This is a genomic window from Alteromonas sp. ABH4_453, from assembly GCF_056160665.1.
In genome coordinates this window covers 172,545-187,023 of record NZ_JBSWXP010000006.1, presented here as the reverse complement: position 1 = coordinate 187,023, position 14,479 = coordinate 172,545, and the positions used below count along the sequence as shown (strand labels likewise).

Here is a 14,479-nt window from a genome sequence, read left to right as displayed (position 1 = left end):
CTCTACTTAGTTACATACTGTTAACACAACATCAAGGTAACAGTGGAAATAAAACTATGGCTAAGTTCTATTCAAAGGCTTCATTGGCCTTAAGCGTAATTATTGGTTTAGGTACGAGTTCACATTTATATGCGGACGATGGCGTGACATGGGCAGACATTGAAAATGATGCCAAGACGCCTGAGAACGTGCTGATGTATGGTATGGGTCCAGAAGCTCAGCGTTACAGCGGACTCGACCAAATCAACAAAGAAAATGTACACATGCTATCTCCGGCTTGGGTGATGAGTTTTGGTGATGAAAAGCAACGGGGTCAAGAGTCCCAGGCAATAGTGTACGACGGTATTGTCTATGTAACCGGTAGCTACTCCCGTATCTACGCCTATGAAGCAAAAACAGGTAAGAAGTTGTGGGACTACGCCCACCGCCTTCCAGAAGGTATTCGACCTTGTTGTGACGTGGTAAATCGCGGCGCAGCAATTTATGGTGACTTAGTCTTTTTCGGTACGCTGGATGCTGGCGTTGTTGCCCTTGACCGGCTAACGGGCAAAGTAAAATGGAAGAAGCGCTTTGAAGACTATCGTGCAGGCTACACCATGACGGGGGCACCTACGATTGTTAAAGACCAAAAGTCAGGAAAGGTCATGCTTATTCACGGTTCATCCGGTGATGAGTTTGGTGTTGTAGGAAAACTATTTGCACGCGATCCTGAAACCGGTGAAGAGATTTGGATGCGTCCATTTGTTGAAGGCCACATGGGCAGATTAAATGGAAAAGACAGCACGCCTACTGGTGGTTCATACGAAGTGACAACGTGGCCGAAAGATGAAAATGGCGAAATGGTTGAGGCATGGCACCACGGTGGTGGCGCACCATGGCAGAGTGCAAGCTTCGATGTTGAAACTAACACTATCATCATAGGTGCAGGTAACCCCGCTCCTTGGAATACATGGAAACGCACCGCCAAAGGCGGCGATCCGCGAGATTGGGATAACCTTTATACTTCCGGCCAAGTGGGTGTAGATGCAACCACTGGTGAGGTTAAATGGTTCTATCAACATACACCTAATGACGCATGGGATTTCTCTGGTAACAATGAACTTGTTTTATTCGACTATTACGATAATGGAAAGCTCGTAAAAGCGACGGCTCATGCAGACAGAAATGGCTTTTTCTATGTAGTTAACAGGCAAAACGGTGAATTCATCAGAGGCTTTCCCTTTGTAGATAACATTACGTGGGCCACACATATAAACCCTGACACGGGTCGCCCAGTCGAAGTAGACGGACAGCGCCCGCCACTGCCTGAGCCTGGTGAAAAACGAGGAAAATCAATAGAGGTTTCGCCTCCTTTCTTGGGCGGGAAGAACTGGAACCCGATGGCCTACAGCCAGAATACCGGCTGGTTTTATATGGGCGCAAATCACTGGAAAGAAGACTACTGGACAGAAGAAGTGACCTATAAGAAAGGTGCTGCTTACCTAGGACAGGGTTTTAGAATTAAACGCATGTATGACGATCACGTGGGTGTACTTCGTGCCGTAGACCCAGTTTCAGGTGAAATAAAATGGACGCATAAAGAGAAACTTCCTATGTGGGCTGGGGTACTGGCGACGAAAGGCGGACTCATTATTACCGGAACGGGCGATGGCTATGTCAAAGCTTTCGATGAGGAAACCGGTGAAGAACTTTGGAAGTTCCAAACGGGCTCGGGCATCATTTCATGCCCTATAACCTGGGAAGAGGATGGTGAGCAATACATCGGCTTAGCGTCAGGGTATGGTGGTGCAGTACCTCTATGGGGAGGAGATATGGCTGAACTCACCAAACCTGTCGCGCAAGGTGGTTCGTTCTGGGTATTTAAACTTCCTAATCACAATAAAAAGCAAAACGTAGCTAAACAATAGCTTTATCTTTGCAACAAACCAAACCGAGAGGCGGTGAAAACGCCTCTCGGCATTAAGGAGCTCTCATGCGCTTACGTTTTCAAGCAACCAAACAACTCCCTATATTATTAGTTGTCCTATATTCAGCAACTGCCAGTGCCATTCCCGATTTCGAAGATGACGTGGAAATTATCAACGGATGTGAAATAAAACCAAAGACAGTGTGTAGCGATACAGACTTAAGCGGTGCTGATTTGAGCCATGCAAATTTGCACGGGGCAGTATTCACCAACGTTAAGTTCAACAAAACAGATTTAAGGCACGCCAACTTAAGCTATGCGACGTTTAAGAAAAGTAACCTAGATCACGCTGATTTAGCTACCGCCAATTTAAAACACGCAGATTTACGCAGCTCAAAAGTTCGCAACGCTAACTTAGAAGCCGTAGATGGCTGGGCGCTTTTCGGTCAAGGGGTTGATTTCACTAACTCCAACTTTTCAGGTGCTAACTTGGACCAAGCGCGTTTATCAGGTGCGACAATGGTAAACACCAACTTACGTGCCGCACGCTTAGAGCGGGTTTGGATGAACAAAGCAAACTTTGAAGGTGCTTCACTGATTAACGCCAATATTCAGGAAGCAAAACTGAACGATGCAAGTTTGTATCGAGCGAACCTAACCGGCACGCGCATCCACTACGCAACATTTCAGGGCACTTTCATGGACGAATGTATAAACTGTCCTATTGACTGGTAAGCTAGAGCCCCTTGGGGTTACTCTAGCAAGGTCGCTTTCGTCTAAGACACTTTACCTGCCAACTCAGCCGTTTCTTTACCCAAATTTTTAAGCTGCTTAATCGTCTTTTCATCCGTAATTGCGCCATCTTCCATAAGCGTATTTACCTTCGCGATAGCTTTTTGGTTCGGCAGCACCATAGTACCTAGATTTTCAAGTAGCATTCTCAGTACCACCAGCACGCGCATGCCGCCTAGCCCACCAGCAGACGCAGCCATAATTCCAGCCACCTTACCGCGATATGCTTGTAATGGCTTTTCGCCTTCCCCCATGCGCGATGCCCAGTCGATGGCATTCTTTAGCAGTGCGGGATAGCTTGAGTTGTATTCTGGTGAAGCAATAAGAAAACCATCATGGCTCATTAGCAATTCTTTGAACGCCTGTGCTTTTTCAGGCATACCAAACTCTGCTTCCTCATCTTCATTAAACAACGGCATTTGAAAGTCAGCTAGGTCTATAACGGTAACCTCTGCGCCAGCCTCACGTGCGCCCTCTGCGGCAACTTTCATAATAGCTTGGTTGAATGAACCTTTACGGGTACTACCTGCAAATGCAAGGATCTTAGTCATTTGAGTTTCCTGTCGTTAATTTAAGTAGTGTTCTAGTTGTCTGATTTATAGGAAGCTATCGCCCTATCGGTTCTAATCGAAATGTTATACCACTGTACCTGCGGTTACACGCCGCGATTACGAACATTTTAAGTCTCGCTGAGTACGCAATAATCTATGCCCACTGGTATAACGATCACGATTAGCGCAAACGAGCGTTGTAGGGTTGACGCTTATGTTTCGCATAAAAAAAGGCTGACAATCAATGTCAGCCTCTTTGTTATCAATATGTATGTTGTACCGCGAACACTACATTTTTTCTAGTGTTTCGATGCCAAGTAGGGTTAATCCTTGCTCTAGCGTCTTGGCAACCAGAGCTGACAACGCTAGACGGCTATCGCGTACAGCTGGCTCAATACCGTCTTTTAACATCGGGCACGCTTCGTAGAATGACATAAATGCTGAAGCCACATCATAGAGATAAGTACACAGTACATGAGGCGTTGCTTCACGAGATACTGTACCAATCACCTCTTCAAACTGCATAAGTAATACAGCTAGCGCGTGCTCTTGTTTCTCAGCAATATTGATATCTACTGGCATGGTGGCCATATCCACACCCGCTTTTCTGAATAAGCTTTTCACACGGGTGTAGGCATATTGAAGATAAGGCGCGGTGTTACCTTCAAAGCTTAGCATTGAGTCCCAGTTGAACATGTAATCGGTTGTGCGGTTTTTAGATAGGTCAGCGTATTTCACAGCGCCAATACCCACCTTGTGAGCGACTTCTTTAAGCTCGTCTTCGCTTAAATCGTTGTCGCGCTCTGCGATAAGCTTACCCGCACGCTCAACGGCTTCATCCAGTAATTCGACCAGTTTAACCGTGCCACCGGTACGGGTTTTAAATGGCTTACCGTCACTGCCTAGCATCATACCAAACGGGCAGTGCTCGTAAGTTTGCTCTTCTTTCATGAAGCCTGCCTTACGGCCTACAATTTCAGTTTGCTTGAAGTGCAGTGCCTGACGCGCGTCAGTAAGAATCAGCGTACGGTCAGCGTTTAACTTGCCGCTGCGATAGCGCATTGCCGCAAGGTCTGTTGTTGCGTATAGATAACCGCCGCCCGACTTTTGAACGATGTAAACCGCAGGGTTGCCTTCTTTATCAGCAAGCTCTGGAATAAATACTACCTGTGCACCTTGGTCTTCTACTGCAAGGCCTTTCGCTTTAAGGTCGCTGATTACGTTGGCTAAATCGTCGTTGTAAGCCGACTCACCCATAATATCTTTACGGGTCAGGCTTACATTTAGCTTGTCGTACACTTCTTCGGAGTGAGCAATAGACACGTCAATGAACTTTTCCCACAGCGCCAGACACTGAGCGTCACCGCCCTGCAGCTTAACTACGTATTCACGGGCGCGGTCGGCAAAACCTTCTTCTTCGTCAAAGCGTACTTTGGCTTCGCGGTAAAAGTCTTCAAGATCAGAGAGCGCAGTTTCAGCCACTTCATCTTGTAGCTTGTCTGATAGGTGCGCAAGCAACATGCCGAATTGCGTGCCCCAGTCGCCCATGTGATTTTGACGAATTACATTGTGGCCCAAGAATTCAAGCACTTTAACCACAGCATCGCCGATGATGGTAGTACGCAGGTGACCCACGTGCATTTCTTTGGCTAGGTTTGGCGATGAGTAATCTACGACAATGTTCTGCTCTGCTGACTTAGCAATCCCTAGACGTGGATCGGTTAGCGACAATTCACATTGATTAGACAGCCATTCGTCATTTAAATGTACGTTGATAAAACCAGGGCCAGCCACTTCTAGTTTGCTGGCAATATCGTCGAGCTTTACAGTCTCAACAATTTTCTCTGCAATATCACGTGGTTTTTGCTTAAGCTGCTTGGCTAGCGCCATAGCGCCGTTAAACTGATACTCACCAAACTCAGGTCGAGCACTGCGCGAAACTGGCACTGGCGCATTTTCTACGCCCATTTCTTGTAAAGCTTCAGTGAAACGGTTAACTAATAGTGCATGTATGTTCATAATATTTTGTGTCTTTATTTAATCTTTACTAGCTTAATTTTCGCGCGTGTTCGTAAACTGTATATCTGGGTAGCGCTCTTGCGACAGCTGCAGGTTCACCATTGTTGGCGCGATATACGTTAGGTTATCCCCCCCATCAAGGGCTAGGTTCTGCTCACCTTTGCGGCGGAACTCGTCTAGTTTCTTCTCATCATCCGCGTAAACCCAACGGGCTGTTGCAACGTTCACGTGCTCGTAAAGTGCATCTACATTGTATTCGGCTTTAAGTCGTGCCACTACCACATCAAACTGAAGTACACCAACCGCGCCCACAATCAAATCGTTGTTTGCAAGGGGTCGAAATACCTGTACCGCACCTTCTTCGGATAGCTGAATAAGCCCCTTAAGTAACTGTTTTTGCTTAAGCGGATCTTTCAAGCGAATACGCTTAAATAGCTCTGGCGCAAAGTTTGGAATGCCAGTAAAGCGGTAGTTATCGCCCGAAGTAAAGGTGTCACCAATTCGAATAGTACCGTGGTTGTGCAAGCCGATAATATCGCCTGCATAAGCTTCTTCTAGTAAAGCACGATCGCCTGCTAAGAAAGTCAGTGCATCAGAAATACGCACATCTTTGCCTAAGCGGCTGTTGCGCATTTTCATGCCTTTCTCATACTTACCAGACACAATACGACAAAACGCAATACGATCGCGGTGTTTCGGGTCCATGTTGGCCTGAATTTTAAATACGAAGCCGCTGAACTTACCATCAGTGCTTTCGATAGTGCCTTCTTCTGTCTCGCGGCCTAGTGGGGCTGGCGCCCATTCAACCAGACCATCAAGCATGTGGTCTACGCCAAAGTTACCCAATGCCGTACCGAAGAATACGGGCGTTAACTGACCTTCACGGAATAGCTCTTGATCAAATTCATTCGATGCACCGCGTACAAGCTCAAGCTCGTCGCGCAGAGTTTCGGCAAGGTCGCTTCCTACTGCCGTATCAAGCTCTGAGTTATCCAACCCTTTAATGATACGCACATCTTGAATAGTGTGACCCTGACCGCTTTGATACAAAATAGTCTCATCGCGGTGAAGGTGATATACACCTTTAAAGCTCTTACCACAGCCGATTGGCCACGTGATTGGCGCGCACAGGATATCAAGCTCGGTTTCTACTTCATCAAGCAGTTCCATAGGATCGCGAATATCGCGGTCTAGCTTGTTCATGAAAGTCACAATTGGCGTATCGCGCAAACGAGTAACTTCCATAAGCTTACGAGTTCTGTCTTCTACACCTTTCGCCGCATCGATTACCATAAGGCATGAATCAACGGCTGTTAGCGTACGATAAGTATCTTCAGAGAAGTCTTCGTGCCCCGGGGTATCCAGCAGGTTTACCAAGTGATCGCTATATGGAAACTGCATAACTGAGGTGGTTACCGAGATACCACGCTCTTTTTCCATCTCCATCCAGTCAGACTTAGCATGCTGACCTGATTTTTTACCTTTTACAGTACCGGCGGTCTGAAGCGCACGTCCGAACAACAATACTTTTTCAGTAATGGTGGTTTTACCCGCATCCGGGTGCGATATGATTGCGAACGTACGTCGCTTTTTAATCTCTTCTAGAAGTTTCTTATCTGACATCAATACTTATCTTCGTTATCTATTATCCCTGTAAACCAATAACTTACAGGCGCGTTTTATATCGGATAGGCAATGCTTGTCCGCGCAAATTGTATATTGCGGTGAAACGCTTGATACGGCTTGGTAATTAATTGCGCGGATTTTAGCATTTTACTGGGCGTAACAGTAGAGCGAAATTACGTAGCACCTATCTTATGACGGGTTAAATGAATCGACGGTTTAATTTCAAAGGTGCCTTTAAGTTTTTAACGTTTAATTTTACGAAAACCTTCACGTAAACGCTCGACGAACTTATTAACCTATTCGTCCCATAACCATTTACTTAGCAAGCTAATCAAATAAAATACTTAGCATGCTAATTATTTTATCAGGTATCACGATGACGTTTTCAGAACCTATGCCACTTCACTTAATCGCGCTGTTTGCACGTACTTCAAGAAGGTGCAGAAAAACAGTCACCAAATCTGTAGCCCACCTTGACCTCACTGAATCTAGGTGGCGTGTAATGATCCATATGGCTTTGCTTGGCGAAGGATGTACCCAACAAATGTTAGCAGAAAGTCTTGAAATAGAGATGCCGAGTCTCACTAGAACAATCAAACAATTGGAGACGGCGGGGTTGATCAAACGCGTTGTTGGCGACACCGATAAGCGAAGCCGTTTGCTTTATTTCACACCAATGGGAAAAAGCCGTATGAAGGATATTGAAAGCACGCTGGCCGCGCTGCGGGACGAGGTCTATGAAGGTATATCCGATGAGGAGCTAAATATAATGACTCTATGCATTAACAAAATTGAGCAAAATGCCGTTCGGCTTCTGGAGGCAAATTAGTGAGTGAAAGAACACCCGACCAAGCTTTTGCAAGGTACGTAAAACTGGCGTTAGTAGCCTTTGCTGCCTGTTTTATATATTTTGTAGTTGCTGATATCCGCATGCCAATGACACCTCAGGCGAGGGTATACCATCAGGTTACACAAATATCACCTCAGCTTAATGGCCCAATCACTAAGGTATTAGTTAGCAATAATCAACATGTTAAAAAAGGGCAAGTATTGTTCGAAATTGACGATACACCCTACAATATCGCGCTTGAAAAAGCGCAGATTGAATTAGCAAATGTGGCACAAGAAAACGCTCAAATTGACGCCCAAGTGGACGCAATGAAGGCAAGAATAGCAGCCGCCACTGCCATACTCGTAGAGCGCAAAAGTGACTATCAACGGTTAAACACCTTAATAGAAAGCAGCGTGGTTTCTCAACAAGACGTGGATAAAGCTAACGCTCAACTTCAAAGCGCCGAGGCAGATTTAAGCGCACTTAAAGCTGAGTTAAACCAGCAGATTGTTGCTAGGGGAGAAAGAGGAGATCGTAACCTCAAATATCGAGAAGCCCGCAACGGGCAAAATCTTGCCGAATTAAATCTGGAATACACCAGAATAAAGGCTCCACACGACGGTATTATGGCAAATATGCAGGTGACAAAAGGAACCTATGCCAAACAAAGCGTTCCCCTTGCATCTGTTGTAGATAATAGGCTTGACCTGGTTGCTGACTTTAGAGAAAAGTCGCTAATCAATGTAGAGAAAGGCGTGCGTGCTAAAGTTGTTTTTGACGCGATACCTGGGAAGGTCTTTGCGGCGCAGGTGGAAGATTTCGAGGCTGGCGTTAGTGATGGCCAACTGTCAGCAAACGGCACGCTAGCCGCAGTTGAGAAATCGAACCGATGGGTACGTGACGCGCAGCGCCAGCGTGTTCACATCAGCTTAGAAGAAAGTGAAGCACCATTAATTCATCTGACGAGTGGTGCACGGGCGACGGTTCAAATTGTTCCTGATAACCCTGTAGAAAGTTTTGTCGCGAATGTTCAAATTCGCTTTATCAGTTTATTGCATTACATCTACTAAAGCAGGTTATGAAAACACAACTCAGTCAAAACGATGTTCAACAGATGCTTAGGATTGCCAGCGGCACGACCCTCGGGTTTACGATATCTAAGGCGATGGACTGGCCAAACCCAATATTTTTTACCCTTTATCCCATCTTATTGTTAGGGCTGGTAGCTGTTTTAAATGGGCACATAATAAGACAGTTTCTTGCAGCGACCGTGTTCCCGGCAATGGTTGTGCTAGTAGTGTATGGTTTGTTTGGCTCCCATCCGCTGCTTATTACACCATTAATCGCAGCAACCTTTGCTTTTTTATTTTGGCAAATGAGTAAGGGTACATTGTTTTTGTTTGGCGCATTTTCTCTTGTTGGTCTGTCTTTACAATTGCACTTCGCAAGTTACAGTAACGATGGAATAGACGTTTACCCTTTGGTGATTTCAAATATTGGCGCAATTTTACTTGCTTTAGCCATCGCTTTTGTCTTGCACCTTGTATTTCCTGATGAAGCACCGCGAACACCACCCCCTAAGGTGTCTAAAGACCAAGCGAGCATCCGACACGAAGTCATCTTATGCACGACAGTAGCTACGTTATCTTTTGCTGTGTTTCAAACCTTCGATTTAGTTGATTCTATTTCGGCGCAAGCAGCGAGCATACTGATTCTGTTTCCTCTTTGCTGGAAAGGGGCCACCTTGAGCGGTTGGCAGCGAGCAATAGGCACCTTGATTGGGTGCAATTTAGCCCTGATCGCTCAGCTGGTTTTGCTGGATTACAGCGATACGTTATTTTTCGCTAGTTTTAGCCTGTGGATATTGGTCTTTTTTATAAGTCGGCAGCACGTTTTGAACGGTGGTGGCGCGGGGACCGGCTTTGGCGTACTGACCACCTTTGGCATCTTGTACGGACAGTCACTTTCCCCCCAACAAGATATTATATACAGTGCGCTTTATCGGTTCTCGTCTGTTGCGGTAGCCATTGCATTGAGCCTGTGTGCTATTTTTGTTGTACATAGCCTACTGAATCAACATCAATCTACACGGCACCACACATTTTCTTAAGCTTACTGATACCAGGCTAGACTGAGCAGTGCTCTAAAAACATAAGCTGATGATTATGTATTTTTGTTTTATCTTTTGAAGGCTTACATTTTTAAACAATGTGCTATATTGGTTTTTAAACCAAAAAAAACAACACTACAAGGACGATGGATGCTGCGAATATTGTTCGCATGGCTTGTAATAGCATGCTTTTGCCAAACCGCTAACGCAGCTAATTTTAATGATCCACAGTCTATGCTGTCTTTAGACAGCGATGTCGTTTTTGCAGTAAGCAACTCCGCTGAACTTACAGGCGATGAACAGTGGTTTTATAGCGCTGATGTGATAGCAAGGTCGCCTTCACAGTATTTACATTTTAAAGTTCGCGTTTACAACCAATTAGATACGCAAGTTCCTGTCTGGTTTTCAATAAGCTTTCCTGCAATTAAAACACTCGCTGTCACCGACGGTACCCAACAATGGGAAACAGGAGACGATACACCTTACAACACTCGTACGGTAAACACGCCCAACTATCACTTCCCGTCTGTATTGCAGCCTTTGTCTTATACCGAGTTCACCGGCAGCATGTCAGGCGAGATACTTAGATACAGTTTCTCTGTTGCTACACCGGAATATTATAGCAACCTTTACATGAAAACCTTGCAGCGTGATATGGCGTTTTTCGGCGCAATGGGGCTGCTTACTGTTCTTTGTACATTGGGTTTTATTGCAAGCCGCAATTTAGTTTTTCTTAGCTTTGCTTCGTTTATCTTTGCCACAACGTTTTGGTTCTTCCGAGTTTTTGGCTATGCATTTGAACTACTGTGGCCTAATACACCAAGTTTGAACGACATTAGCTATGCTGTAAGTATTTACTCTGTTTTAATTACCGCCTTTTGGGTTTTGTTTCAGACACTGGCCAGAGACAACCACGAAGTTTACGGAGCAAAACCGGTTAAACGATTCTGCGTAATTCTGCCATTTATGGGTATTTTGTTTTGGCAAAGCATGGGGCTCGATATAGCTCTTAAGCTCCCTGTTATTCTCTTTTTCCCTTATATACTGATTGCAGCTCTCGTTATCTTTGTAGAGCATAAACGGGGCTCTGATAGAGCCAAATGGCTAGCAGCCGCTATGCTTCCAGTAACATTTAGTACCTTAGTCCTTACTATTATTGCACTTTTTGAGGTTGAGCTTTATTTAGAGCCTATCGCCACCTTCATGACTGGGCTCGTGATGACCTGTCTGTTTATAGTCGCGCTTACCGCGAACTACATGGTTAAGGTTGTGCAAAGAGAAAGAGACGCACAAAAAGAAGCGGCACTATTAAAAAGTGAGCGGGCATCTAAATTAGAAGTGCTGGTAAAAGAGCGTACCCTTGCACTTGAACAAACGAATAGCACCTTGGCAGAACTGGCTTCCAAAGATAGTTTAACGGAGTTGCCCAACCGACGTACGCTGGATATGTTCGTAGACAATACGTTTGATAAAAGCTTACACGACCATAACGCGCTAGCCATTGCGCTAATCGACTTAGATCACTTCAAAAATATCAACGATACATTTGGGCACGATGTAGGTGACGAAGTACTAAAGGGCATTGCTAACATTCTTGCGCCGCTTAATGATGAGGGACAAGTAGCAGCGCGCTATGGTGGAGAAGAGTTTGCCATTGCAAAGCACGTCACACAGCCTAATGGTAACCAGTCTAGCGAAGCCGAGGAATTTGCAAAACAATTGGAAATCGTCCACCGTGCCATTAATCAGTTAGCGATTGCATCGATAGATGACAGGAAACTGGGAGCATGTATAGGTTGGACACTATGTAAAGGCTCCGACGATATTGTCGAAGCCTTTAGGCGAGCTGATAAAGCCCTCTACCTTGCCAAAGATAAAGGAAGAAACCTAATCATTCCGGCTTTATGACACGGTTACCACCGCCTTTCGTTTGTCTTCTTTTGAAAATTGCAGCGCGTTGTTCAAATTATCGAATTCAAACACGTTAGGTATTTCGACAACCAACGTTTGCGCAGCAACTTGCTCAAGTAACGCCTCACCGTCTTTCACCAAACGCTGCCACTGTGACAAATCGCCATAATCATGCAGCGCACCTAGCGCTATCTCATGATAAGAAATAGTACGCGTGAAAGGCGCATCAACAGGCTCTTCAATCCTGCCTAGAATACTCACCACGTGACCAGTAGCTTCAAGAAGCGGTACAAGTGACGCCGCATAGTCTGGCCCATTAGCGTCGAAAAGCGCGTAAAATGTTTGTCCTTCGGGTTTACCGCGATGGATGGCTTTTACTCCCATCTCATCGGCTTGCTCTTGCGAGAAGCTACCTGAGATAACATGCACACTAAAACCTGCTTGGGAAAGCATTTGTGCCAGCAATTTGTTAACTGCGCCCATACCGCTGACCAACACATCAGCCCCTTTTCTTACCGGCACTTTACTAAACGCCTGCCAGGCAGTAAGCATTGGGCATGGCAAGGCAGCAGCTAGTGCAAAATCAACGCTTTCCGGCACGACCATTACACGGCTAGCATACACCTCACTGTGATCGGCAAAACTTCCGTTTTCACCTAGGCTATGATGGTAAGCCACACGCTTACCCAATAGATTGTTATCAACGCCCTCACCTACAGCGACAACAACACCCGCACCGTCCACACCGGGAATATGCCCTTTTTCCCAGTCGCGCGGATTATCATCGATAAATTTCCAGTCAACTGGGTTAATGCCAATAGCATAGTTGCGCACGACAATACGCCCTGCCTTCGGCTCAGAAAACTCGCGTACCTGCTTTACCAGAGATGCGCCAGCTTGTTCAAATTGCCAAACGTTAGCTTGCATAAAAGCTCCTTAACACAGTGATTTTTCCGATTAGTCCCACGCAGGTGAAAAATCTGGGTTAGCTTGACGGTCGCCACAATCTAGCGCGTCAATCTTTGCGATATCGTCAGCGCCTAAGGTAAGTTCAAGCGCTTTGAAATTGGTTTCCAGATTCTTGCGCTTAGTCGACGATGGAATAGTGACTAAACCATGGGCCAGCTCCCAGGCTACCACTACCTCAGCAGTGCTCACGCCGTGCTTATCTGCAATTGCAATGATGGTCTCGTCTTTTAGCACTTTACCCACAGCAAACGGCATATATCCCGTCACTGTGATACCGTGTTTCTCACACGCTGCACGCACTTTTCCATTAGTAAGGTAAGGGTGCACCTCTACCTGATTCGTGGAAATAACGCCCTCGCCCAAGATACTCACCGCTTCTTCAATTTGTGCCACGGTAAAGTTAGAAATACCAATTTCTTTTGTGAGTCCCAGTTCCTTAACGCGCAGCAATTCACCTAGGTACTCTTCCATGCTTTCGCCGTTTTCCGGTGACGGCCAATGAATAAGTAGCAGGTCAACGTACGACAGTTGAAGCTTTTCCAAACTCTCTTTTACGCTATCCACAAAGCTTGCTTTATTCAGCTTGTCATTCCACACTTTGGTGGTGACGTAAAGGTCTTCACGTGCAACAAGATTTTCTGCAATAGCGTCTTTAATAGCGCGACCTACCGCTTCTTCATTGCCGTAAATTTGCGCCGTATCAATGTGACGGAAGCCCACTTCAAGTGCCATCGTCACGCTGTTATAGGCTTCATCGTCTTTTAAGCGAAACGTGCCTACACCTAGCGAAGGAATTTTAGATTGTGACTGATTTAAATTCGGCATGATGCCTCCTTGTTGGTTCCGTTATTTATGAAAGTGAGGTAATACGTTGTCAGCAATGCGCTGCATCGCGTCTTCTACTGGTTGCGTATTACGTCTGAAGTGCAGGCCAATATGATCAACCCCCGCTTCTTTCATTGCATTGAGTTCTTTGATAAGCCCATTTACACCAGTTTCAACCCCGAATCGGTGGCGTTTTATGGGCGCTTCATCGTCTTCAACCAAATTAAGATGAATAAAGCTAACGTACGGCTTGTTGCCCGCAACATTTCGCCATAGTTCTACGCGCTTTGCATGGTCGTTCGGTGTACCTGGATACGCCAACCAACCGTCCATATTTTCTCCAACCCACTGAGGGCTTTGCTGAGCGAGCCCTGCAACGTACAAAGGCGGCGTGGTTGAGCGCGGTAACAGCGACATGCCAGGCTTAAGGGCATTCTCACCGTGTTTTACAATTTCAAGTGACTGCCTGAATTGCTCGCCGCGACTGTCAAAATCGACATCGAACAACGGATACTCAACCGGTCTATCTCCACTAGCGACACCGAGTATAAGGCGGTCGTTACTTAGCTGCTGCACTGTTGCTGCCGCCTTTTTAACAAGCCATGGCTGCCTAAGAGGTAAAACAACAGCGGCTGTGCCTAATAAAATATTGTCTGTGATACCCGCTAAATAGCCCAGGTAAGTGAAGGTTTCGAAAACCTGAGCGGCGTCACCAAAGCTAGGATCGTAAACTGGTACATCTCGTACCCACGCGGCTTTAAACCCTAATTTGTCGGCTAGCTGAATACGACTGTGATGCTCGGTCATATCAGGTACGCCGAATGGCGTACCTTTTGTGGCGTCGAAATGCGCCCAGTCGTTATCTAGCGGAAGCTCTACACCTACAGAGAACGTATGTTGTGCAAGCTTATCAAAGGTATTTGTCGTCATTGTGACCT

General features: G+C 45.9%; 12 protein-coding genes. 6 read left to right on the top strand and 6 right to left on the bottom strand.

Annotated elements, in window-relative coordinates; genetic code table 11:
- The first annotated feature begins 56 nt into the window (after window positions 1-56).
- Both ACXAGV_RS13465 and ACXAGV_RS13460 read left to right on the top strand, forming a co-directional pair.
- Entirely contained in the window at window positions 57-1,907 is a 1,851-nt protein-coding gene (locus ACXAGV_RS13465) for a methanol/ethanol family PQQ-dependent dehydrogenase (RefSeq protein ID WP_474873701.1), read from the top strand.
- A gap of 65 nt (window positions 1,908-1,972) precedes the next feature.
- Window positions 1,973-2,641, top strand: coding sequence for a pentapeptide repeat-containing protein (locus tag ACXAGV_RS13460; protein ID WP_474873700.1), 669 nt, complete (start codon window positions 1,973-1,975; stop codon window positions 2,639-2,641).
- Between the two features lie 41 nt (window positions 2,642-2,682).
- On the opposite strand, the gene ACXAGV_RS13455 is transcribed toward ACXAGV_RS13460, so the two are convergent.
- The 3 genes from ACXAGV_RS13455 to prfC form a co-directional block, all read right to left on the bottom strand.
- Window positions 2,683-3,249, bottom strand: a complete 567-nt coding sequence (locus ACXAGV_RS13455) for an NADPH-dependent FMN reductase (protein WP_014978661.1) — start codon at window positions 3,247-3,249, stop codon at window positions 2,683-2,685.
- 288 nt (window positions 3,250-3,537) lie between these two features.
- Window positions 3,538-5,268, bottom strand: coding sequence for an arginine--tRNA ligase (gene argS, locus ACXAGV_RS13450; RefSeq protein ID WP_474873699.1), 1,731 nt, complete (start codon window positions 5,266-5,268; stop codon window positions 3,538-3,540).
- 33 nt (window positions 5,269-5,301) lie between these two features.
- Entirely contained in the window at window positions 5,302-6,891 is a 1,590-nt protein-coding gene (gene prfC, locus ACXAGV_RS13445; protein WP_474873698.1) for a peptide chain release factor 3, read from the bottom strand.
- 352 nt (window positions 6,892-7,243) lie between these two features.
- On the opposite strand from prfC, the gene ACXAGV_RS13440 reads away from it, so the two are divergent.
- The 4 genes from ACXAGV_RS13440 (at window position 7,244) to ACXAGV_RS13425 (ending at window position 11,744) form a co-directional block, all read left to right on the top strand.
- Window positions 7,244-7,723: a MarR family winged helix-turn-helix transcriptional regulator gene (locus ACXAGV_RS13440; protein WP_474873697.1), complete on the top strand. Its 480-nt coding sequence runs from the start codon at window positions 7,244-7,246 to the stop codon at window positions 7,721-7,723.
- Window positions 7,723-8,796: an HlyD family secretion protein gene (locus tag ACXAGV_RS13435; protein WP_474873696.1), complete on the top strand. Its 1,074-nt coding sequence runs from the start codon at window positions 7,723-7,725 to the stop codon at window positions 8,794-8,796. Before ACXAGV_RS13440 ends, ACXAGV_RS13435 begins: the two co-directional genes overlap by 1 nt.
- Window positions 8,797-8,804: 8 nt before the next feature.
- Window positions 8,805-9,836: a DUF2955 domain-containing protein gene (locus ACXAGV_RS13430; RefSeq protein WP_474873695.1), complete on the top strand. Its 1,032-nt coding sequence runs from the start codon at window positions 8,805-8,807 to the stop codon at window positions 9,834-9,836.
- Between the two features lie 150 nt (window positions 9,837-9,986).
- A complete protein-coding gene (locus ACXAGV_RS13425; RefSeq protein ID WP_474873694.1) occupies window positions 9,987-11,744 on the top strand; it encodes a diguanylate cyclase in 1,758 nt (585 codons plus the stop codon).
- Here ACXAGV_RS13425 and ACXAGV_RS13420 read toward each other — a convergent pair.
- Genes ACXAGV_RS13420 through ACXAGV_RS13410 form a run of 3 tightly spaced genes read right to left on the bottom strand, consistent with a single transcriptional unit; the run spans window position 11,739 to window position 14,471 of the window.
- Window positions 11,739-12,674, bottom strand: coding sequence for an alcohol dehydrogenase catalytic domain-containing protein (locus ACXAGV_RS13420; RefSeq protein ID WP_474873693.1), 936 nt, complete (start codon window positions 12,672-12,674; stop codon window positions 11,739-11,741). The genes ACXAGV_RS13425 and ACXAGV_RS13420 overlap by 6 nt on opposite strands.
- A 30-nt stretch (window positions 12,675-12,704) precedes the next feature.
- On the bottom strand, window positions 12,705-13,541 hold the full coding sequence (dkgB, locus tag ACXAGV_RS13415; protein WP_474873692.1) for a 2,5-didehydrogluconate reductase DkgB: 837 nt from the start codon (window positions 13,539-13,541) through the stop codon (window positions 12,705-12,707).
- A gap of 21 nt (window positions 13,542-13,562) precedes the next feature.
- On the bottom strand, window positions 13,563-14,471 hold the full coding sequence (locus ACXAGV_RS13410; protein WP_390606415.1) for a TIGR03571 family LLM class oxidoreductase: 909 nt from the start codon (window positions 14,469-14,471) through the stop codon (window positions 13,563-13,565).
- Window positions 14,472-14,479 lie beyond the last annotated feature (8 nt).

What these genes read in the sequence shown, in the direction of transcription:
- ACXAGV_RS13465 (WP_474873701.1), top strand. Translation starts at nt 57, where the DNA reads ATGGCTAAGTTCTATTCAAAGGCTTCATTGGCCTTAAGCGTAATTATT.
- ACXAGV_RS13460 (WP_474873700.1), top strand. Translation starts at nt 1,973, where the DNA reads ATGCGCTTACGTTTTCAAGCAACCAAACAACTCCCTATATTATTAGTT.
- ACXAGV_RS13455 (WP_014978661.1), bottom strand. Translation starts at nt 3,249, where the DNA reads ATGACTAAGATCCTTGCATTTGCAGGTAGTACCCGTAAAGGTTCATTC.
- argS (WP_474873699.1), bottom strand. Translation starts at nt 5,268, where the DNA reads ATGAACATACATGCACTATTAGTTAACCGTTTCACTGAAGCTTTACAA.
- prfC (WP_474873698.1), bottom strand. Translation starts at nt 6,891, where the DNA reads ATGTCAGATAAGAAACTTCTAGAAGAGATTAAAAAGCGACGTACGTTC.
- ACXAGV_RS13440 (WP_474873697.1), top strand. Translation starts at nt 7,244, where the DNA reads ATGCTAATTATTTTATCAGGTATCACGATGACGTTTTCAGAACCTATG.
- ACXAGV_RS13430 (WP_474873695.1), top strand. Translation starts at nt 8,805, where the DNA reads ATGAAAACACAACTCAGTCAAAACGATGTTCAACAGATGCTTAGGATT.
- ACXAGV_RS13425 (WP_474873694.1), top strand. Translation starts at nt 9,987, where the DNA reads ATGCTGCGAATATTGTTCGCATGGCTTGTAATAGCATGCTTTTGCCAA.
- ACXAGV_RS13420 (WP_474873693.1), bottom strand. Translation starts at nt 12,674, where the DNA reads ATGCAAGCTAACGTTTGGCAATTTGAACAAGCTGGCGCATCTCTGGTA.
- dkgB (WP_474873692.1), bottom strand. Translation starts at nt 13,541, where the DNA reads ATGCCGAATTTAAATCAGTCACAATCTAAAATTCCTTCGCTAGGTGTA.
- ACXAGV_RS13410 (WP_390606415.1), bottom strand. Translation starts at nt 14,471, where the DNA reads ATGACGACAAATACCTTTGATAAGCTTGCACAACATACGTTCTCTGTA.